This is a genomic window from Nocardia sp. NPDC004340 (genome assembly GCF_053602575.1).
The window spans coordinates 263,601-282,267 of the sequence record NZ_JBSGDW010000004.1; the positions used below are offsets into that span (position 1 = coordinate 263,601).

Sequence of the window (18,667 nt, forward strand, 5' to 3'; positions counted from 1 at the left end):
CGGGGGCCTTCCGTGGTTACGCAAGCTGCCGCCTCCAGGCCTGACCCGATCACGCGACCACCTCGTCGGTTCCGACCAGCAGGCGGAACAGCACCGCCATGCGCATATGGACTCCGTTGTTGACCTGTTGCAGCACAGCCGCTTTCGGGGAATCGGCGACGGAGAAGCCGATCTCCATGCCGCGCAGCATGGGGCCGGGGTGCAGGACCACCGCGTGGTCGTCGAGCATCTTCATGCGGCGCTCGTTGAGGCCGTAGCGGATCGAGTACTCGCGCGCCGACGGGAAGAAGCCGCCGTTCATGCGCTCGGCCTGCACGCGCAGCATCATGACCGCGTCGGCGCCGGGCAGCTCGGCGTCCAGGGAGTCCGAGACCCGCACGGGCCAGGCCTCCACGCCGATCGGCAGCAGGGTGCGCGGCGAGACCAGCACGACCTCCGCGCCCAGGGTGCTGAGCAGGAAGGCGTTCGAGCGGGCGACCCGGCTGTGCAGGATGTCGCCGACCAGCACGATCCGCTTGCCCTCCAGGTCGCCGAGGCGCTGACGCAGGGTCAGCGCGTCCAGCAGCGCCTGGGTGGGGTGCTCGTGGGTGCCGTCACCGGCATTGATGATGGCGGGGCCGGGACCGGCGTAACCGCTGGCGGCCTCGTCCATCTCGGCGAACCAGCGCGCGATCTGGTGCGCCGCGCCCGAGGCGGGGTGGCGCACGATGAGGGCGTCCGCGCCGGCGGCGTGCAGCGTCAGGGCGGTGTCGCGCAGCGACTCACCCTTGGAGACCGAGGAACTCGACGCGCTGACATTGATGACGTCGGCGCTCATCCACTTGCCCGCAACCTCGAAGGAGACCCGGGTGCGGGTGGAGTTCTCGAAGAACACGGTCATGACAGTGCGGCCGCGCAGGGTCGGCAGCTTCTTGACCTCGCGGCCCAGCAGCGCCTGTTCGAAGCGCTCGGCCTCGTCGAGCAGGCCGTTGGCGGCGTCGCGGTCCAGGTCGGTGACCGACAGCAGGTGCTTCACTGGGGGTCACCCTCCTGGCGCAGGTACACGCCGTCGCGGCCGTCGTGCTCGCGCAGCAGCACCGAGATGTCCTCGGTGCGCGCGGTCGGGACGTTCTTGCCGACGTAGTCGGCGCGGATGGGAAGTTCGCGGTGGCCGCGGTCGATGAGCACGGCGAGCTGCACCGCGCGGGGGCGGCCCAGGTCGCGCAGGCCGTCCAGGGCCGAGCGCACGGTGCGGCCGGAGAACAGCACGTCGTCGACCAGCACCACGAGAGCGTCCTCGATACCGCCCTCGGGCACGGAGGTGCGCTCGAGCGGACGGTGCGGCTTGGAGCGCAGGTCGTCGCGGTAGAGGGTGATGTCGAGGGAGCCGATCGCGGGGCGGACGCCGGAGAATTCCTCAATCCGGCCGGCCAGGCGATGGGCCAGAGTGGTTCCGCGGGTGGGGATTCCGATCAGCACCACGCGGGCAACCTTCGGATCACCGGAGTCCAGAGCGGTCTTCTCGATGATCTGGTGCGCCATGCGGGCGATGGTCCGGCCGACGTCGGAATCGGAGAGCAGCTCGCGTCCGGTCTCGACCCGGTCCGGGTCGTGCCGCTGCGAGAACTCGGCAGCGCTCGACTTGGCCGCCCGGTCTTCGGGCACAGCCATGCCGACCTCCTTCCCCGCCTCACGGGACGGTCCGTTAAAGGATGTCTTTCGGGCTGTGACCCTACCAGCGCGCGAATGCGCCCCCGACCGCGCACCCCCCGCGCGTCCGCGGTCGGCGCACCGCCGCCGCACCGGCCGCGACCTGCCGGTACCCGGGTTCGCCGGGGTCACCGGCAAGTCCGCAGCAATACGGTCGTCCGGCCAGTGTGGCCGGGTTCACGCCGCCGCACCGATCCCCCGTCTTAGCTACCGGCCGGTTGTCATACACCGTATATCGACGTGTGCGATGCTCGGGGAGTGAGCAATGACGCTGAATTCACCGAACCCGCCCGGGTCAACTTCCGCGGGTACGGCGGCATCACCATCGCCGGAGACAGCTGGGGACCCCAGGACGGCCCACTGGTGGTATTTCTCCACGGCGGCGGGCAGACCCGCGGATCCTGGAAGGACTCCGGACTGGCCTTGGCCAAAGCGGGCATGCATGCGGTGCTGCTCGACGCGCGCGGGCACGGCGACAGCGACTGGGATCCGGACGGCAACTACCGCCGCGAGGCCATGGTCGAGGATCTGATGGCGGTGCTCGAACAACTGGGCAAGCCCGCCTTCATCGTCGGCGCGTCCATGGGCGGGCTCACCGGCCTGATGGCCACCACCCACCCCCAGGCCGCGCGCATCACCGGCCTGGTCCTCGTCGACGTCGTGCCCCGCCCCGAACGCAAGGGCGTCGAGCGCGTCATCAACTTCCTCTCCAGCAATCCCGAAGGCTTCGCCAGCCTGGAGGAGGCCGCCGACGCCGTCGCCGCCTACCTCCCCCACCGCCGCCGGCCCCGCAATCCCGAAGGGCTGCAACGCAATCTGCGCAAGCGTGCCGACGGCCGCTGGTACTGGCACTGGGATCCGGCCATGATGGGAGGCCCGCGCGACGGACGCGGCGAGGAGATCGACGTGCACACCGAGGCCCTCGAGAACGCGGCGAAGCAGCTGAGCATCCCGACCCTGCTGGTGCGGGGCGCGCTCTCCGACGTGGTCAGCGAGGAGGGCGTCACGGCCTTCCGCGCCCTGACCCCGCACGCCGAGTACATCGAGATCGGCACCGCCGCCCACACCGCGGCCAGCGACGCCAATGACGAATTCACCGACGCCGTGGTCGATTTCGTCCGCGCCCATATCGGCGACCAGCAGGGCTGACCGCCCTTACGGCAGCATCCTGTCGAGCAGGCGGTCGAGCAGTTCGACCGCCCGCTCCCGGGTAGCGCCACCCGCCAGCACGAACTGGGTGATGCTGCTGACCCCGCCGACGATGATCTCGGCGTCCAATTCCGCCGTGTGCGTATCGGATTCGGCCCCCCGAACGCGCAGCAGCTGGTCGGTGATCACGGTGACCAGATAGCGCGGCGCCCCCATCATCTCGTCGGAGGTGACGGTGTTCCCGGTCAGATTGGCCGCATGGAAGGCCGCGAACACCAGATTGTCCTGCCGCCGCTGATCATCGAGCGGCAGGAGTCCGACCGCGAAGGTCCGGATGATCTCGCGCGGCGCGGCCTCGGGCCCGAGCGCCACGAATTGCGCGGTGAACCGCACCCCGAAGTCCTCCACCACCGCGGTATGGGTCGCGAGCATGAGGTCCCGCTTGGTGCCGAAGTAGTACTGGATCAGGCGCACCGAGATCCCGGCCTCGGCCGCCACCGCCTGGAAGGTGGCGCCATCCAGCCCACCGGTGGCGATGACAGTCCTTGCGGCGGAGGTGATTTCCCGCCGCCGCTGCTCGTGGTCGACCAAACGCGGCATCTGACCAGCTCTTTCGTGACGTCCTGAGGGGTGAAGGTTTTGATGGTACGCCCATACCATTTTTATGGTACGGTCATATCATCAACGATGATGAACGGGGAGGCACACATGGCCAAGATCGGGCGATTCAAGAACGCGCAGGCGAAGCGCGACTTCCTGCACGCCTACGACGAGGCGGCCGCGCGATGGGCGGTCCCGGCGGCCGATATCGATGTCGAAACCCCTTTCGGCACAACACGAGTGCGCAGATCCGGCAGCGGCGAGGGAGCGCCGATCGTACTACTGCCCGGCATCGGGGGCAACGGCATGGTGTGGCACCGGTTCATCGAAGATCTGTCACGGGACCACGTGGTGTACACGCCGGACGTCATCGGCTGGGCCGGTCGATGCGAACAGACCGCGCCGCTGCGCGACGCGGAGGACATCGCGAACTGGATGGTCGCGGTGCTCGACGGTCTCGGTGAGGATCGCGTGCATATCGCCGGAAATTCCTACGGCGCTTGGCTCGCGGGCGTGGTCGCGGTCTACCACTCCGATCGCCTCGCCAGTCTCACCATGTTCGAGCCCAGCGGAGCAACCTTCGCAAAGCCGAGTTGGGGACTGCTGTTCAAATTCCTGAAGGCGGGCCTGCGCCAGACCCCGGAAGGCCTGCGGAAGCTGAACAAGTGGCTGATGCCCGGATACGAACTCGACGACAGAGAAATGGCCGTAGCCATGGCGATATTGAAGTTCCGATCGGGGGTGCCGTGGGACCGGCCGTTCACCGACGAACAACTGACCGCCATCACCGCGCCGAGCCTGATTCTCTTCGGCGCCGACACCGTCGTCAGCGACCCGGCGCATGGAACCGCTCGGGCACACGAGTACATCCCGACCGTTGAGGTCGAGTCCTATCCGGGCATCGGCCACGATCTCCTCTGGGCCAATCCGGACCAGGTGATCCCGCGCTTCCTCGGGTTCGTGGAGCAGCACGATCAGGTGCGCGCCTGATCGATGCCGTGGCGCGCAAAGTTCCGCGACACTCGAACGCCTGTTCGATACTGTGGTAACTTCGTGCGCATGTCGATGCCATGGCAGGGATCTCTCCTCGACGGGTTCGGGGAGGTCGGGCTCGGTGCGCTGACGGGGGTTCGGCGCACCGAGCTCGGGGACGGGGCGTGGGTGGATGTGCTGCCGGGGTGGTTGAGCGGGGCGGACGAGGTGTTCGAGCGGCTGGTGAGCGGGGTGCCGTGGCGGGCGGATCGGCGGGCCATGTACGACCGGATGGTGGACGTGCCCCGACTGCTGTCGTTCTACGACGAAGCGCGCGAACTACCCGACCCCATCCTCACCGAAGCGCGGAACACGCTGAGCGCGTACTACTTCCGGGAACTCGGCGAACCGTTCACCACGGCGGGCCTGTGCTACTACCGCGACGGGGACGACAGCGTCGCCTGGCACGGGGACACCATCGGGCGCGGGGCCACCGACGACACCATGGTGGCGATCGTGTCGGTGGGTGCGGCGCGGTCGTTGCTGCTGCGTCCGCGCGGCGGCGGGGCCAGTGTGCGGTACGCGCTCGGGCACGGGGATCTCATCGTGATGGGCGGATCCTGCCAGCGGACATGGGAGCACGCGGTGCCCAAGACCAAGCGGCCGGTGGGGCCGCGGATCAGTATTCAGTTCCGACCGCGCGGCGTCCGGTAACGAGGGGTCCGAACGCCGGGCGTACTCCCCCGGTGCCGAACACGCATTCGCCGTCGGCGAAATGCCGCCGGGAATGCTCGCGCTCGGGCCCCGGTTGCTGGTTCCGCAACGGAACAGCACACGAGGAGTCGAGGGCGATGGCGGAATTCCTACTGGGCGGCGATCTTCCGGTCAACCGGATCGGGTACGGCACCATGCGTTTGGCGGCCGCACCGGAACCGGGCTTCGAGGCGGGCATGGGACACATCTGGCGCGCGCCCGCCGATCGGGCCGCGGCCGTGCGAGTACTGCGGCGCGCGGTGGAGCTGGGCGCGAACCTGATCGATACCGCCGACTCGTACGCGCTGGGCGAGAACGAGGAACTGGTCGCGGAGGCCCTGCACCCGTACCGCGACGACGTGGTGGTCGCGACCAAGGTCGGCGTGCTGCGACCCTCGCCGACCGAGTGGGTGCCGCTGGGGCATCCGGCGTATCTGCGGCAACAGGCCGAATTGGGTTTGCGGCGACTGAAACTCGATCGCATCGACCTGCTGCAACTGCATCGGATCGATCCGAACTATCCGCTCGCCGACCAGATCGGCGCGCTGCGGCAGCTGATCGACGAGGGCAAGGTGCGCCATCTCGGGCTGTCCGAGGCCACGGTCCACCAACTGCGGGAGGCCGCGTCCATCGCGCCGATCGCGAGCGTGCAGAACCTCTACAACCTCGGGGCGCGCCACCACGAAGACGTGGTGGATTACGCGGCGGCGCACGGGATCGCGTTCATTCCGTTCTTCCCGGTGGCCGGGGGCGCGCAGGCCGCGGCGGGCGGCGTGCTCGCCGAGGTCGCCGCCGAAGTCGGGGCCACGACCGCGCAGGTATCGATCGCCTGGCTGCTGCACCGCTCCCCGACGGTGTTGCCGATCCCGGGCACCACCTCGGTCGCGCATCTCGAGGAGAATGTGGCCGCGGGGTCGGTGTCGTTGTCGGAGGATCAGTTCGCCCGGCTGTCGGCGGTCGCGGAGACGGCCGTATCGGCCTGACGGATCACGCGCGGCGGGCGAAGTCCGGGACCGGTTCGGGGACGACGCCGCGGGCCACCAGGAAGACCGGGAGGCTACGCAGGACCGGGACGCGACGGAAGATCCGCAGCGGCAAGGGTGTTCGCGGGAGGTCCGCGATATTCAAACGGCCCGTGACCGCGGGCCGGATGACCCGGGCGTGGGCCAGGCGCTGCATGCCCTGGACGACGGCGGTGGGTAGCAGGCGGTGACGTTGCACGCGGGCCAGGTCGGCGGTGGTGACGCTGTGGGACAGCAGTTTCGGGGCGAGGATGCGGGCCGCGGCCACCGCGTCCTGGACGGCGAGATTGATCCCGACTCCGCCGACCGGGGACATGGCGTGGGCGGCGTCGCCGAGGCAGAGCAGGCCGTCGGTGTACCAGCGGTCGAGCCGATCCAGTTTGACGTCGAGGAGTTTCACCTGGTCCCAGTCGCGGACGGCGTCGGCGCGGTCGGCCAGCCACGGCACCGCCTCGGTCAGGCCGCGCATGATCTCGCGGACCGGTTCCCGGGCCCGCACCTGCGCGTCGCTGCCCTTCGCGATGAGGGTCGCGCTCTGCCAGTACTCGCCACGATCGACCAGGACGGCCACCCGGTCGGCGCTGACCACCGGGATCAGGCCGGCGGGATCGGTGTCGTGGCGCGGGATCCGGAACCACCAGGTGTCGAACGGCGTCGCCCACCGGCGCACGCCCAGACCGGCGGCCGCACGCAGCACCGAGCCGCGACCGTCGGCTGCCACGGTGAGGTCGGCGTGGATCTCGCCGGTCGTGCCGTCCGCGGTGCGGTAGCGGACGCCGGTCACCGTTGCGCCGGTGCGCAGCAGGTCGACGGCCTCGGTCCGCATGCGCAACCGGAAGGTCGGTTCGTTGTCGCCGACGCGGGCGAGCAGGTCGAGGAGATCCCACTGCGGCACCATGGCGATGTACTTGTGCCGCCCCGGGATGTGGTCCAGGCGCCCCAGCGGCACCATCCGCCCGCCGATCGGGGTCTGGATCGAGGTGAGCCGCCGCTGCGGCAGTTTCGCGAAATCCTCACGCAGGCCGAGGGCGTCGATCAGGTCCAGGGTGGTGGGGTGCACGGTGTCGCCGCGGAAATCGCGCAGGAAGTCGCCGTGTTTCTCCAGCACGGTGACCTCGACGCCCGCCCGGGCCAGCATCAGCCCCAGGAACATGCCCGCCGGTCCCCCACCGGCGATGAGACAGGTCGTGCGTTCCATCGGGACCTCCCGAGCCGAAGACGCCGTCACCGTCGATGGTAGGACGAGTCCGGCTCGGGCACAGCCATCGCACCGCGGCTAGCGGTCGCGGTACAGGACGAAGAAATACGGTTCGCCGAGTCCGCGCATATCCATGACACCGAGCAGGGTGTCCGCGGCGACGCGGCGGAAGATGTCGATGATCGGCAGGTGGTCGTAGATCATTGCGGCGCTGGACTTTCCACGGAACTCGAGATTCCGCAGTCGAGCCTTCGGGGCGGCCGTCCGCAGCATCGGCCGCAGCACGCCGAGGGAGCGGCGTACCGGGGACAGGGCCGTCACCGGCACCCTGCCCGCCAGGAACAGCGGCACCCGGCGCGGGTCGACCGGGAAGATCTCGCCGTCGGGGGCCTGGAACAGCAGCGGCTGGACACGGTCGGCGCTGTCGAACTGCTTTCCGTACCAGCCTGTTTCGACCAGCATGCCGTCCCACGGGTGGCCGGTGCCCACTTCCGCGCCGCGCCAGCGACCGGTGGTGACCTCGTCCACGTCCACCGGCGGCAGGCTGTCGAACAGATCCCAGGCCTGGGCCGCCGTGGCCGCGCCCGCCATCAGGGTGTCCAGGCGCGCGGCGCCGTCCGTCGCCGGGTCAGCGGCAACCATCATGATCTCCTTGGTGAGAGTGGACGACAGAATTTCTCTCACCCTAACGGCGGCCCCGGTGGTCGCCGGTAGAGCTCCAGTGACATTCTGACGACCGGATTGGCCGAATATGTCGATACCGGTTCCCGTGGGGCCGCCGCCCGTTCAGCCCAGGGCCGCCGGGGATTCGGCGTGCGGAACGAGCAGCCGCGGACTGCCCGAACCGTCGGCCGGGACCGCCCAGATATCGGCGTCGTCGCCGCCGCGCGAGATCGCGTAGCCGATGGTGTTCGGGTCCAGCCACGCCGCCTGGTCGTCCACGCTGCGGGTTTCGGCCAGCGGGGTGCGCACGCCCGAGGCCGGGTCCAGCACCGAGAGCCGCCAGCCCTTCGCGGGGTCGCCGTCGATCGCCGACTTGAACGCGATCCGCTTGCCGTCCGCCGACAGCGACGGGCATTCCACGTTCTGCGCGATGGTGCGGATGGTCTTCGCCGCCATATCGCCCTGCACGAGGTAGCGCCGGCCGTCGGTGGACATGGTGGCGTAGAAGGTGTTGTCGTCCGCGGCGAAGGTGATGCCCCAGAAGTTGAGATCGGCGGCGGTGTAGGGGCGGCCGTCGACCACGACCGACAGGAACTCCAGGGAATCGATCATGTCGCCGGTCGTCAGGTCGACCAGTCCGGCGCGGGTGGAGAAGCGGCCGTTGTTGTAGGAGTCGCCCGCCACGAACACCGTCCAGGCCGCCATCCGGCCGTCACCCGACAGCCGGGTGCGATTGGGCACGCCGACCAGCGGGATCTCCCGCGTCACGGTCAGATCCGCGTCCAGGATGGCGGCCTGGAAGGTGGCCAGCGGGCCGTCGGGCCGCAGGCAGATGGCGGTCCCGGCCGCCGCGGCCACCCGCAGGCATTCGAGTTTCGACACCGAGCGCGCCGCGCCCGGATCGGCGGCGGACACCATCGCCACATGGCCCTTGCTCTCGGCTGCGGTGCTGCGGAACAAGATTCGGGGCCCGGGCGCGATGTTCAGCGCCTCGTAGGCGGTGGCGGGTTGCGCGCGTGTCCCGGTGACCACGCCGTAGCCGACGGCGACCGCGGCCAGGACGACCGCCCCGAGCAGGGCCAGCACCAAGCGGTTCACGCGTGCTCCTCCGCGGTCTCGGTGACGTCCTCGGCGGTCCCGGCGGCCTGCACACCGCGCAGCAGCACGGCGATCACGACCACGGCCACCGCCACCAGACCCGCGGCGACCCGGCTCGCGTTCTCCGGACCCCACCAGCTCCAGGCCAGCCCGAACAGCACCGACGACACCAGGTACGACAGCGCCTGCCCGGTCTGGATCAGCGCGATCCCGGTGGTGCGCAAGGCTTTCGGCAGTACCGGACCGGCCAGCGCCATCAGCACGCCGTCGGTCGCGGCGTAGAACAGGCCGTAGAGCGCGAGCACCACCACCAGCAGCGCGGTCCCGCCGAACGGCCCGAACAGCAGCAGGTACACCAGCACCAGCGCGGTGTAGCCGCCGAGCACCACGGTCAGGCGGCCGATCCTGTCGGCGAGCATGCCCAGCGGGGTGGCCAGCACCAGATACGACAGGTTGGTGCCGACCGCCAGCAGCGGAAACCAGCTGACGCTCAGGTGTTCCCGCTGCTGCAGCAGCAGGTAGACGAAGCCGTCGCCGATGGTCACCAGTCCGGCCAGGCAGGCCGCGGCCACCAGCCGACGCACCGGGGCGAGCCGGATCAGCCCGCCCAGCGCGCGCGGCGACACCGCACCCTTGGCGGGTTGCTCGTCGCGGTAGTCGCGCACGAACAGCACCAGGATCAGGACGCCGAACGCGGCGATGCAGAAGCTGGCCACGAAGACCGCGTCGTAGGCCTGCGCGGTGGCGGCGAGGATGCCGATCGCGACCAGGGGGCCGACGAACGCGCCGATGGTGTCCATCGTCCGGTGCACGCCGAACGCGCGACCGTAGAGCCGCGGCGGGGTGGACAGGGTGATCAAGGCATCGCGGGGTGCGGTGCGCAGGCCCTTGCCGGTGCGGTCGACGGCGATGACCGCGCCGATCGCGCCGACGGCGCTGCCCGCGGCCAGCATGCCGAGTTTCGCGACCGCCGACAGGCCGTAGCCCAGGCCCGCGATGAACTTGCGGCGACGGGTGAGGTCGGCGACATAGCCGCCGACCAGCCGCAGCAAGGCGGTCGCGCCGGTGTAGGTGCCGTCGACGACGCCGTACGCGGCGGGGCTCAGATGCAGTCCGACGACCAGGTACACCGGCAGCACGGCGGTCATCATCTCCGAGGAGATGTCGGTGACCAGGCTGACGGCGCCGAGCGCGAACACATTGCCGCTCAACAGGAAGAACGCCTTGCGGCGCGACGGTGTCGCGTCGTCGCCCCCGGAATGCGGGCGGTCGATCGTGGACATGTACATGGGTGTACTACCTCAGGGGGTCGCTGGGAAGCCGCTCGGGACACATCGTCGGGTCCGCGAGCGGGGTCATGTCAGCTGCCGATCGGTCCGGTTGCCCGGTGAACGGTCAGTTCCACACGTTGGTGATCTCCGCCGCGGGGTTCAGGTGGGTCAGGCCGTAGGCGCTCTCGATGGTGCTGAGCACGTTGTAGTGGTTGATCTGGTTGGAGAAGCTGCCGACCTGGGTGTGCGCGCCCACGAAGGTGGTGAAGATGTGGTTGGACGAACCGCCGTTGTCCTCGTCGAAGGTGACGATGAGCAGGCTGTTGTGGGTCTTGGCCCACTGCGCGTAGGCGTCCATCTTGTTCTTCAGCCAGGTGTCACCGGTGCCGATCGAGCAGTCGTGCATGTCGTTGCACATGTCGGGCGCGACGTAGGAGACCGTCGGCAGGGTGGAGAAGTCGGTCGGGAAGGTGCTGAACCGGGTGTTCGCACTGGCCGGCACGTTGCTGAAGTTCGGGACCGCGTTGTGCTTGCGCCGGTAGGTGCCGCTCGAGCAACCGGTGTAGCCGTCCGACGGCATGGCCTCGGAGTAGCTCTTGTAGCTCTTGCCGGCGGTGAGCAGCTGGTTGGCGATGTTGTTGCCGCTGTAGGTGTGCGGGCAGCTGTCGTCGGTGACGCCCTGGGTGGAGCCGGAGAACATGGCGAGGTAGTTGGGCTCGCTCGGGTGGGTGACGCCGTAGGACTGGGTGAACTTCGCGCCCTGCCCGGCCAGGCTGTTGAAGTACGGCGCGCTGGAGCTGCCGTTGATCTGCGAGTACGAATGGTTCTCGAACATCACCAGCACGATGTGGTCGAAGACCGGAACGCTGCCCGCCGCAGCGGCTTCCGACGAATTGACGACGGCGGACGTCGCCATACCGATGAACGCGGCGGCCGACATGACGGCGGCAGCGATGCGCTTCCTGAACACAGATCCTCCTGAAGGACTCGAGCGGGCCCCGGCAGCACCGCCAGGGCCGCGCAATATTAAGAACCGCCATGCGCCGGAACGACGAATGCTCTGCGGCCATCCGATGTGGGGAAAGTGAACAAATCGCATGGCCACTTTCCGCTGACTCGGACCGAGTCCCCCTGCCGCAGCGCGAGTTTCGAGACAGCAAACCGGTGACCACCTGCGTTTTTGTCGAATCTACAAAAAGTTGGCGAAATCGCTGGCCTTCCTCGTTTTAGTCATCTAGCCTAAAACAATGACGACAGCGCGAGAGACCGCGGAGACCATCCGGGCGGCGCGGCGGCCCGAAGACCTCTTCGGTTCCGCCGCAACGGATTCCACGAGCAGACAAGCGGCACGACGCCGGTACCACCGGCTGGCCGCACTGGTCCACCCCGACCGGGTCGAGGCCGTCGACGCGGCGGCCGCGGGCGCCGCCTTCGCCCGGCTCTCGGAGCTGTACCAGCGGTGGCTGGACCTGGACGAAGCGGCCTTCGAGGTGACCGGGGCGCGCGGGCGGCATCCCGTCGGGGCGCTGCACGCGGCCGGATCCATCGCCGACGTGTACCGCTCCGGCTCGGATCGGGTGGTGAAGATCCCGCGCCGCGCGGCCGCCAACCGGTTGCTGGCCGGTGAGCGAAACGCATTGCGCGACATCGCGACCGTGGCCGCCGAGCACGAGTGGCTGCGACCGTACTTCCCCGAACTCGTCGACACCGTCGACCATCTCGACTCGGGTACCGGCGAGCAGCGCACGGTCAATGTGCTGGCCGGCCTGACCGACGGGTTCGTGACGATGGAGGAGGTCCGCGCCGCCTATCCGGACGGGCTCGACCCGCGCGACTACGCGTGGATGCACCGGCGGCTGCTGCGCTGCCTCGCCGGGGCGCAGCTGGCGAGCTGGGTGCACACCGCGATCAGTCCCGCCAATGTGCTGGTGCATCCGCGACTGCACGGAATCGTCCTGGTGGGCTGGTCATTCGCGACCCGGCCGGGCAATCCCGCGACGGCCACGCTGAAGTCGCTGGACTACCCGCCCGAGATCCGCGACGCGGTCTCCCCCGCCACCGACGTCCACCTCGCGCATCGCCTCATGCTCACCATGCTCGGCGACCGCGCACCCGCCCCGATGCGCGCCTACGCCACCGGGTGCCTGCAAGCCGATCCCGGACTGCGGCCCGACGCCGCGGACCTGCTCGGCGAATTCGACGATCTGCTCGACCGGCTCTACGGGAAGCGCCGCTTCCGGCCATTCGAGCTCACGAAAGGTAAGTGATAGCAATGGGTTACGGAAGCTGGGACGACAGCGCCTACGACGCGGCGCGGACCTTCCGCGCGGCCAAGGGACTCGACGACTTCGGCTACACCGCCGACATGCGGTCCACCCCGTGGGAGCAGTGGAAGGCGCACCCCACCCTGGATCCGTTCGGCGTGGGCATGCGGGAGTCGCGCGACTCCGACGACCACGGGAACTCGCTGCCCATCGCGGTGCTGTTCGACGTCACCGGGTCCATGGGCCGGGTGCCGCGGGTCATGCAGGAGAAGCTGGCCAAACTGCACGGGCTGTTGCAGCGCAAGGGCTATGCTGACGATCCGCAGATCCTGTTCGGGGCCATCGGCGACGCCGACAGCGACCGGGTGCCGCTGCAGGTCGGGCAGTTCGAATCCGACAACCGCATGGACGAACAGCTGCGGCTTATCCTCCTCGAAGGCGGCGGTGGCGGGCAGAAGTCCGAAAGCTACGAGCTGGCAGCGTATTTCATCGCCCGCCACACCGTCACCGACGCGTGGGAGAAGCGCGGACGCAAGGGCTACCTGTTCATCGTCGGCGACGAGTTGAACAAGAAGCGGCTGCCCGCGCGGCACATCCAGGCCGTCATCGGCGACGACGTGCGCAGCGACATCGCCGTCGACTCCGTCTACCGGGAGCTGGCCGACCGGTGGAACGTGCACTACATCCTGCCCAATCAGTCCAGCTACTACCGGGATCCGGAGATCGCCGAGCACTGGCAGGGGCTGCTGGGCGAGCGGTTCCTGCGGCTCGAGGATCCGGCCGCGGTGTGCGAGCTCATCGCGCTGACCATCGGGATCGGCGAGGACCGCGTCGATCTGGGGGCCGGGCTGGCCGACCTGCGCGATATCGGGTCGACCAGTGAGGCCGACGCGGTCGGCAAGGCGCTCGCGCCACTGGGCGCGGTCCGCCGGGGCCGCAGTGTGGGCGCGCTGCCCGCCACCACCGGGACCGACGACGTCGATCTCTGACCACGAAAGAGAAAGGGACAGCTCATGTTCGGCGACCGTCACCTCATCGTGGTGGACCTCGGCTTCGGTGACGCCGGGAAAGGGGCCACCGTCGACTGGCTGTGCTCACCGCGGGCCGGGCTCGACGTGGCCGCGGTGGTGCGGTTCAACGGCGGGGCGCAGGCCGCCCACAATGTGGTCGCCGACGGCCGCCACCACACCTTCCGGCAGTTCGGGTCCGGCACCCTGTCCGAGGTGCCGACCCTGCTGTCGCGGCACATGCTCGTCGAACCCCTGGCCCTGGCGGCCGAGGCCCGCGAACTCGCCGCGCTGGGGGTCGCCGATCCGCTGTCCCTGCTCTACGTCGACGAACGCGCCCTGCTCACCACGCCCATCCACGGGGCCGCCAACCGCTGCCGGGAGGATACGAGGGGTACCGCCCGGCACGGTTCGTGCGGCATCGGCATCGGGGAGACCGCGAGCTACGCGCTCGACCACGACGCGCCACGGGTCGCCGACTGCGCGCGACCGGATGTGCTGCGGCGCAAGCTGATCGCACTCGAGGAGCACTACGCGCCGCTGCTCGCCGGGGGACGGCACCGCTACGACCCGATCGACGATCTGGTCGCGGCGTACACCGCTTTCGCCGAGGTGGTGGCCATCCTGCCCGGCGAGCAGCTCGCGGGGTTCGCGCGCAGCGGGCGGCTGGTGTTCGAGGGCGCGCAGGGCGTGCTGCTCGACGAATGGCGCGGGACCCACCCGTACACGACCTGGTCGACCGTGGAACCCCGCAATGCGCGAGACATGCTGGCGCGCATCGGGGCTCCGGGCTACGTGCTCGGCGTGACCCGGGCCTACATGACGCGGCACGGGGCCGGGCCCTTCCCGACCGAGGACCCCGCGCTGTCGATTCCCGAGCCGCACAATGGAACCGGCGTCTACCAGGGCGCGTTCCGGCGCGGGCACCTCGACCCGCTGCTGCTGCGCTACGCGATCGATGCCTGCGGCGGGATCGACGGGCTGGCCGTCAACCACCTCGACGCGGTCGGCGACATCCGCACCGCCACCGGATATCTCACCGCGGACGGGTGCGTCGACCGGCTCGACTGCGGGGTCTGGCAGGACCTGGACCACCAGCAAGGGCTCAGCGACCTGCTCAGCGCCGCTACCCCGGCCTTGACCGACCTGCCCGGCGACGTCCCCGGCTACCTGGAGGCCGAACTCGGCGCGCCGGTGGTGCTCACCGCCCACGGCCCGGATCGAGCCGATCGCACGGTCCGGATCACCGCTCAGGCATGATTGTCCATTTGTGGAGCAACAATCCGCGGTATCCATCGATGTGATCGCCCTGCGCTACGGGCCCGACGACCCCACCGCCACGCTCGGCATCGCCGCGCGGCGGTGGGAACCGTTCGCCGGGGAACTCGCGCTGCCGGGCGTGCTGCTCGGCCTCGGCGAACGCCTCGCCGACGCCGCCCACCGCGCGGTGCACACCAAACTCGGGGTGCCCGAGGACGCCATCCTCGCCGTCGGACAGGTCGCCACCTTCGACGAACCCAATCGCGACCCGCGCGGACCGACCCTGTCCATCGCCATGTGGGCCGTGGTCGGCGCGCACGAATCCGACACCGCGACCTGGGTGCCCTTCGACGCGGTCCCGCCGCTGGCGTTCGACCACAACCAGATCGTCGCCGCCGCCAGGGAACGGCTGGCCGACATGCTGTGGAAGGACCTGACATTCACCCGCGCCCTCACCGGCGACCAGTTCACCGCCACCCGCGCGGTCGGCCTCACCACCGCCCTGCACGGCGCCAAACCCGACCCGGGCAACTTGAACCGCACCCTCGCCGCGCTGCCCGGGCTGTCCCGCACGGGCGAACGCGTCCGGGTGAAAGCCACCGGCCGCCCGGCCGCGGTGTGGTCCTTCGCCTGAACGCCGTGGGCGCGGCGAGCGTCAGGGGATCAGGACCGGGCGGCCGCGCAGTTGCCCCGCGGCCAGCAGGTCGTGGGCGTCGGCGACGCGGTCGAGCGGGAAGGTCTCGGCGACTCGCGGGGTCAGGCGGCCCGCGTCGACCAGTGCGGCCAGCTCGGCCAGGCGGCGGCCGTCGGCTCGAATCCAGGTGTTGGCCACGCGGATTCCGCGCAGGGCCGCCGGTTCGGCGCCGCCCACCAAGGCCGTGAACGCGCCGGACGAACGGACTGCGTCGAGGACTTCGACGCCCAGTACCGCCGCGTCGAGGGCGCCGTCGACGCCACCGGGGACCAGGGCGCGCACCGCGTCACCGAGGCGTTCGCCGCGCGGGACGAAGAACTCCGCGCCCAGTTTGCGCACCGCGTCCTCATCGGCGGCACCGGCGGTCGCGACCACCCGGATCCCCTGGGCCACGGCCAATTCCACCGCGTAGCCGCCCACCGCACCGGCCGCTCCGGTGATCAGCACCGTCGCACCGGTCGGCAGGCCGAGCAGGTCCAGGGATTGCGCGGCGGTGAGGGCGTTCAGCGGGACGGTCGCCGCCTCGATCGCCGAGACCGTGCGCGGTGCGAGGGCGACGGCGGCGGCCTCCAGGACCACCAGGTCGGCGTGCGTGCCCAGGGCCACATCGAGCCGATCGGACAGGCCGAACACCGTGTCACCGATCGCGAATTCCGTGACACCGGAACCGATGTCGTCGATGGTCCCGGCGACATCCCAGCCCAGGCCGATCACCTCGCGCGGCAACATCAGCCCCGCCTGGGCCAATCCGCCCGAGCGGGTGTGCAGGTCGGCCGGCTGCACGGCTGCCGCGGCGACGCGGATCCGCACCTGACCGGGGCCGGGCGCGGGCAGCGCCACCTCGGCCACCTCCAGCACCTCGGGTCCTCCGAACGATCGAACGATGACGGCGCGCATGTGAAAACTCCTCTGCTGTACGGTTTCCCACCCCGACACCGAACCTAGGGAGTGTTACTCTCCATCGGGAAGTACGCACCTCGGAGTGCGTACCGAACGTCAGGGAGAGTCATGGCGACCAAGACCGCCGCCCAGCGGCGCACCGAGGCCCGGCGCGACTATGACGCCTACATCCAGGAATGCCCCACCCGGCACCTGCTCGACCGGATCAGCGACAAGTGGGTCAGCCTGCTGCTCAACGCGCTCGCCGACGGTCCCCGCCGCTACAGCGATCTCAATCGCATCGTGGCCGGCGTCAGCCAGAAGATGCTCACCCAGACCCTGCGCGGCATGGAACGCGACGGGCTGGTGACCCGCACCGTCACGCCGTCGGTTCCGGTGCGGGTCGACTATCGGCTCACCGCACTCGGGCAGAGTTTGCTGCCGGTCATGCGGGCCATCAAGGACTGGGCCGAGACCCACATCGAGGACGTGCTCGCGGCCCGCGAAAGCTACGACGCCGCGGGCTGATCGATCACCGATCGGACCAGCTGCCGGACACCGTCGAGCAAGCGGTCCCGCTGGCCCGAACGGACCAGGTAGGGCACCAGTTCGCCGCCGAGCGGCGCGAGCAACAGACCGCCGACCACCTCGGCGTCGAGATCGGGGCGGATCTCGCGCAGCAGGGTGCTGATGTGGTTCGCCCAGAAGGCGTGGAATTCATCGCGGCGCGGGTGCGGCGGGAGCGCCTGGTAGGCGACGTTCAGTTCGAGGTCGTCGGCGATCAGCCGGGTCATGGCGTCGAAGTAGGCGAGCAGGCGCTCCCCCGCGGGCGCGCCTGGGCCGAGCGGCGGCGGACCGCTGGTCACCGCCTCCATCAAGCCGATCGCCCCGTCCGCGACGAGCTCGTACAGCAGGCCCGCGCGATTGCCGAACCGGTGGAACAGCGTGCCCTTGGCCACGCCCGCCGCGGCGGCGATGCGGTCCATGGTCGCCGCCTCCGCGCCTTCCTCGGCGAACAGCGTGCGGGCCGCCGCCAGGATTGCCTGGCGGTTGCGGGCCGCGTCGGCACGTTCCTTGGGCGGGTTCATATCACCACTTCCATTGACAACTTGACCGACGGTCAATATCTTCGCAGGCATATCTTGACCGTCAGTCAACTTATGAGGTTCTCAATGCAAGCAATCCTATTGACCGGCACCGGTGGGCCCGACGTCCTGGTGGCCGGAGAGGTTCCCGCACCCCGCCCCCAGGCCGGGGAGATCCTGCTGCGGACCGAGGCGATTCCCGTACTGTTCCCCGAGACCATGCTGCGGTCCGGCGCGTTTCCGCTGCCGGTGCAGTTCCCCCTCGTGTTCGGCACCCAGGCCGCGGGCGTCGTCACCGAAGTCGGCGCGGGCGTGGACGCCTCGCTCGTCGGGCGGCGAGTGGTGGTGAGCAGCAATAGTTTCGGCACCTACGCCGAACAGGTCTGCGTCCCCGCCCAGGCCGCGACCCCGATTCCGGACGGACTGAGCACCGACGCCGCGGCGGCCGTCGCCATGAGCGGGTCGGTCGCCATCCCCCTGCTCGAGACCGCGCGGCTCACCGGCACCGAGACGATCCTCGTCGAGGCGGCGGCGACCGGCGTCGGGGCCTACCTCACCCAGCTGGCCAAGGAGTACGGCGCGGCCCGCGTCATCGCCACCGCGGGCGGGCCCGAGAAGGCCGCGCGGGCACGCGAATTCGGCGCCGACCTCGTCGTCGACCACCACACCCCCGGGTGGACCCGGCAACTGGCCGACCTGCTCGGCGGCGCGACGCTGGACGTGGTCTTCGACTCCGTCGGCGGCGAATCCGCGCTCGAAATCCTGGACCTCATGACCCCGCTGCGCGGGCGGATGCTCAGCTACGGGTTCCTGTCGGGAGCGCCCGCGCAGGTCGGCGCGATGGACCTGATCATGCGCGGCCTGACGCTCACCGGCTGCTCCGGTCCGGCTTGGCTGGCCGGGGTGGCGGCGACCCGCGAAGCCGCGCTGCGGCGGGCGGCGACGGGTTCGCTGACACCGCTGGTGGATCGGGTGCTGCCGCTCGACCAGGCCGCGCACGCCCACCGGCTGCTCGAGGATCGAGCCGCCCGGGGCACGATCATCCTGCGCGCCGGCTGAGCGC

The 18,667-nt window shown here is 70.0% G+C and carries 20 protein-coding genes; 10 read left to right on the forward strand and 10 right to left on the reverse strand.

Annotated elements, in window-relative coordinates:
- Nucleotides 1–49: 49 nt before the first annotated feature.
- Entirely contained in the window at nucleotides 50–1,015 is a 966-nt protein-coding gene (locus ACWEOI_RS17785) for an aspartate carbamoyltransferase catalytic subunit (RefSeq protein ID WP_452360283.1), read from the reverse strand.
- The gene (gene pyrR / locus ACWEOI_RS17790) at nucleotides 1,012–1,650 is read right to left on the reverse strand and encodes a bifunctional pyr operon transcriptional regulator/uracil phosphoribosyltransferase PyrR (protein ID WP_452360284.1); all 639 of its coding nucleotides are present in this window, start codon (nucleotides 1,648–1,650) and stop codon (nucleotides 1,012–1,014) included. Before pyrR ends, ACWEOI_RS17785 begins: the two co-directional genes overlap by 4 nt.
- 297 nt (nucleotides 1,651–1,947) lie before the next feature.
- Between pyrR and ACWEOI_RS17795 the strand changes: the two genes are divergently transcribed.
- Complete coding sequence (locus ACWEOI_RS17795; RefSeq protein WP_452360285.1) at nucleotides 1,948–2,838, forward strand: alpha/beta fold hydrolase; 891 nt, start codon at nucleotides 1,948–1,950, stop codon at nucleotides 2,836–2,838.
- Nucleotides 2,839–2,844: 6 nt separating this feature from the next.
- Here the strand turns inward: ACWEOI_RS17795 and ACWEOI_RS17800 are convergent, their stop codons facing one another.
- The gene (locus ACWEOI_RS17800) at nucleotides 2,845–3,438 is read right to left on the reverse strand and encodes a TetR/AcrR family transcriptional regulator (protein ID WP_452360286.1); all 594 of its coding nucleotides are present in this window, start codon (nucleotides 3,436–3,438) and stop codon (nucleotides 2,845–2,847) included.
- Nucleotides 3,439–3,468: 30 nt separating this feature from the next.
- On the opposite strand from ACWEOI_RS17800, the gene ACWEOI_RS17805 reads away from it, so the two are divergent.
- From ACWEOI_RS17805 to ACWEOI_RS17815, 3 genes are all read left to right on the forward strand, one after another.
- On the forward strand, nucleotides 3,469–4,428 hold the full coding sequence (locus tag ACWEOI_RS17805; RefSeq protein ID WP_452360287.1) for an alpha/beta fold hydrolase: 960 nt from the start codon (nucleotides 3,469–3,471) through the stop codon (nucleotides 4,426–4,428).
- Between the two features lie 69 nt (nucleotides 4,429–4,497).
- Entirely contained in the window at nucleotides 4,498–5,124 is a 627-nt protein-coding gene (locus ACWEOI_RS17810; protein WP_452360288.1) for an alpha-ketoglutarate-dependent dioxygenase AlkB, read from the forward strand.
- Nucleotides 5,125–5,261: 137 nt separating this feature from the next.
- Complete coding sequence (locus tag ACWEOI_RS17815; RefSeq protein WP_452360289.1) at nucleotides 5,262–6,146, forward strand: aldo/keto reductase; 885 nt, start codon at nucleotides 5,262–5,264, stop codon at nucleotides 6,144–6,146.
- 4 nt (nucleotides 6,147–6,150) lie between these two features.
- Here ACWEOI_RS17815 and ACWEOI_RS17820 read toward each other — a convergent pair whose 3' ends face one another.
- The 5 genes from ACWEOI_RS17820 to ACWEOI_RS17840 all read right to left on the reverse strand — a co-directional run bounded on the left by ACWEOI_RS17820 (nucleotide 6,151) and on the right by ACWEOI_RS17840 (nucleotide 11,385).
- Nucleotides 6,151–7,383: an FAD-dependent oxidoreductase gene (locus tag ACWEOI_RS17820; RefSeq protein ID WP_452360290.1), complete on the reverse strand. Its 1,233-nt coding sequence runs from the start codon at nucleotides 7,381–7,383 to the stop codon at nucleotides 6,151–6,153.
- Between the two features lie 78 nt (nucleotides 7,384–7,461).
- A complete protein-coding gene (locus tag ACWEOI_RS17825; protein ID WP_452360645.1) occupies nucleotides 7,462–7,974 on the reverse strand; it encodes a DUF4334 domain-containing protein in 513 nt (170 codons plus the stop codon).
- A 195-nt stretch (nucleotides 7,975–8,169) separates the two neighbouring features.
- Entirely contained in the window at nucleotides 8,170–9,144 is a 975-nt protein-coding gene (locus ACWEOI_RS17830; protein ID WP_452360291.1) for a TolB family protein, read from the reverse strand.
- A complete protein-coding gene (locus ACWEOI_RS17835; protein WP_433672764.1) occupies nucleotides 9,141–10,427 on the reverse strand; it encodes an MFS transporter in 1,287 nt (428 codons plus the stop codon). The genes ACWEOI_RS17830 and ACWEOI_RS17835 overlap by 4 nt, the downstream gene beginning before the upstream one ends.
- Nucleotides 10,428–10,539: 112 nt before the next feature.
- A complete protein-coding gene (locus ACWEOI_RS17840) occupies nucleotides 10,540–11,385 on the reverse strand; it encodes an alkaline phosphatase family protein (RefSeq protein ID WP_379273533.1) in 846 nt (281 codons plus the stop codon).
- 277 nt (nucleotides 11,386–11,662) lie between these two features.
- On the opposite strand from ACWEOI_RS17840, the gene ACWEOI_RS17845 reads away from it, so the two are divergent.
- Genes ACWEOI_RS17845 through ACWEOI_RS17860 form a run of 4 tightly spaced genes read left to right on the forward strand, consistent with a single transcriptional unit; the run spans nucleotide 11,663 to nucleotide 15,580 of the window.
- On the forward strand, nucleotides 11,663–12,682 hold the full coding sequence (locus ACWEOI_RS17845) for a hypothetical protein (protein ID WP_452360292.1): 1,020 nt from the start codon (nucleotides 11,663–11,665) through the stop codon (nucleotides 12,680–12,682).
- A gap of 5 nt (nucleotides 12,683–12,687) precedes the next feature.
- The gene (locus ACWEOI_RS17850) at nucleotides 12,688–13,668 is read left to right on the forward strand and encodes a hypothetical protein (RefSeq protein ID WP_452360293.1); all 981 of its coding nucleotides are present in this window, start codon (nucleotides 12,688–12,690) and stop codon (nucleotides 13,666–13,668) included.
- A gap of 24 nt (nucleotides 13,669–13,692) precedes the next feature.
- On the forward strand, nucleotides 13,693–14,946 hold the full coding sequence (locus ACWEOI_RS17855; protein ID WP_452360294.1) for an adenylosuccinate synthetase: 1,254 nt from the start codon (nucleotides 13,693–13,695) through the stop codon (nucleotides 14,944–14,946).
- 10 nt (nucleotides 14,947–14,956) lie between these two features.
- The gene (locus ACWEOI_RS17860; protein ID WP_433672760.1) at nucleotides 14,957–15,580 is read left to right on the forward strand and encodes an NUDIX hydrolase; all 624 of its coding nucleotides are present in this window, start codon (nucleotides 14,957–14,959) and stop codon (nucleotides 15,578–15,580) included.
- 21 nt (nucleotides 15,581–15,601) lie between these two features.
- On the opposite strand, the gene ACWEOI_RS17865 is transcribed toward ACWEOI_RS17860, so the two are convergent.
- Nucleotides 15,602–16,537 carry an NADP-dependent oxidoreductase gene (locus tag ACWEOI_RS17865; RefSeq protein ID WP_452360295.1) on the reverse strand — a complete coding sequence of 312 codons (936 nt, stop codon included), beginning with the start codon at nucleotides 16,535–16,537 and terminating at the stop codon, nucleotides 15,602–15,604.
- Between the two features lie 111 nt (nucleotides 16,538–16,648).
- Here ACWEOI_RS17865 and ACWEOI_RS17870 point away from each other — a divergent pair, with 111 nt between their 5' ends.
- A complete protein-coding gene (locus ACWEOI_RS17870) occupies nucleotides 16,649–17,047 on the forward strand; it encodes a winged helix-turn-helix transcriptional regulator (RefSeq protein ID WP_379273523.1) in 399 nt (132 codons plus the stop codon).
- Here the strand turns inward: ACWEOI_RS17870 and ACWEOI_RS17875 are convergent.
- Nucleotides 17,029–17,607 carry a TetR family transcriptional regulator gene (locus ACWEOI_RS17875; protein ID WP_433672758.1) on the reverse strand — a complete coding sequence of 193 codons (579 nt, stop codon included), beginning with the start codon at nucleotides 17,605–17,607 and terminating at the stop codon, nucleotides 17,029–17,031. The two genes, ACWEOI_RS17870 and ACWEOI_RS17875, sit on opposite strands and share 19 nt — an antisense overlap.
- An 84-nt stretch (nucleotides 17,608–17,691) precedes the next feature.
- Here ACWEOI_RS17875 and ACWEOI_RS17880 point away from each other — a divergent pair, with 84 nt between their 5' ends.
- A complete protein-coding gene (locus tag ACWEOI_RS17880) occupies nucleotides 17,692–18,663 on the forward strand; it encodes a quinone oxidoreductase family protein (protein ID WP_452360296.1) in 972 nt (323 codons plus the stop codon).
- The last annotated feature ends 4 nt before the right edge of the window (nucleotides 18,664–18,667 follow it).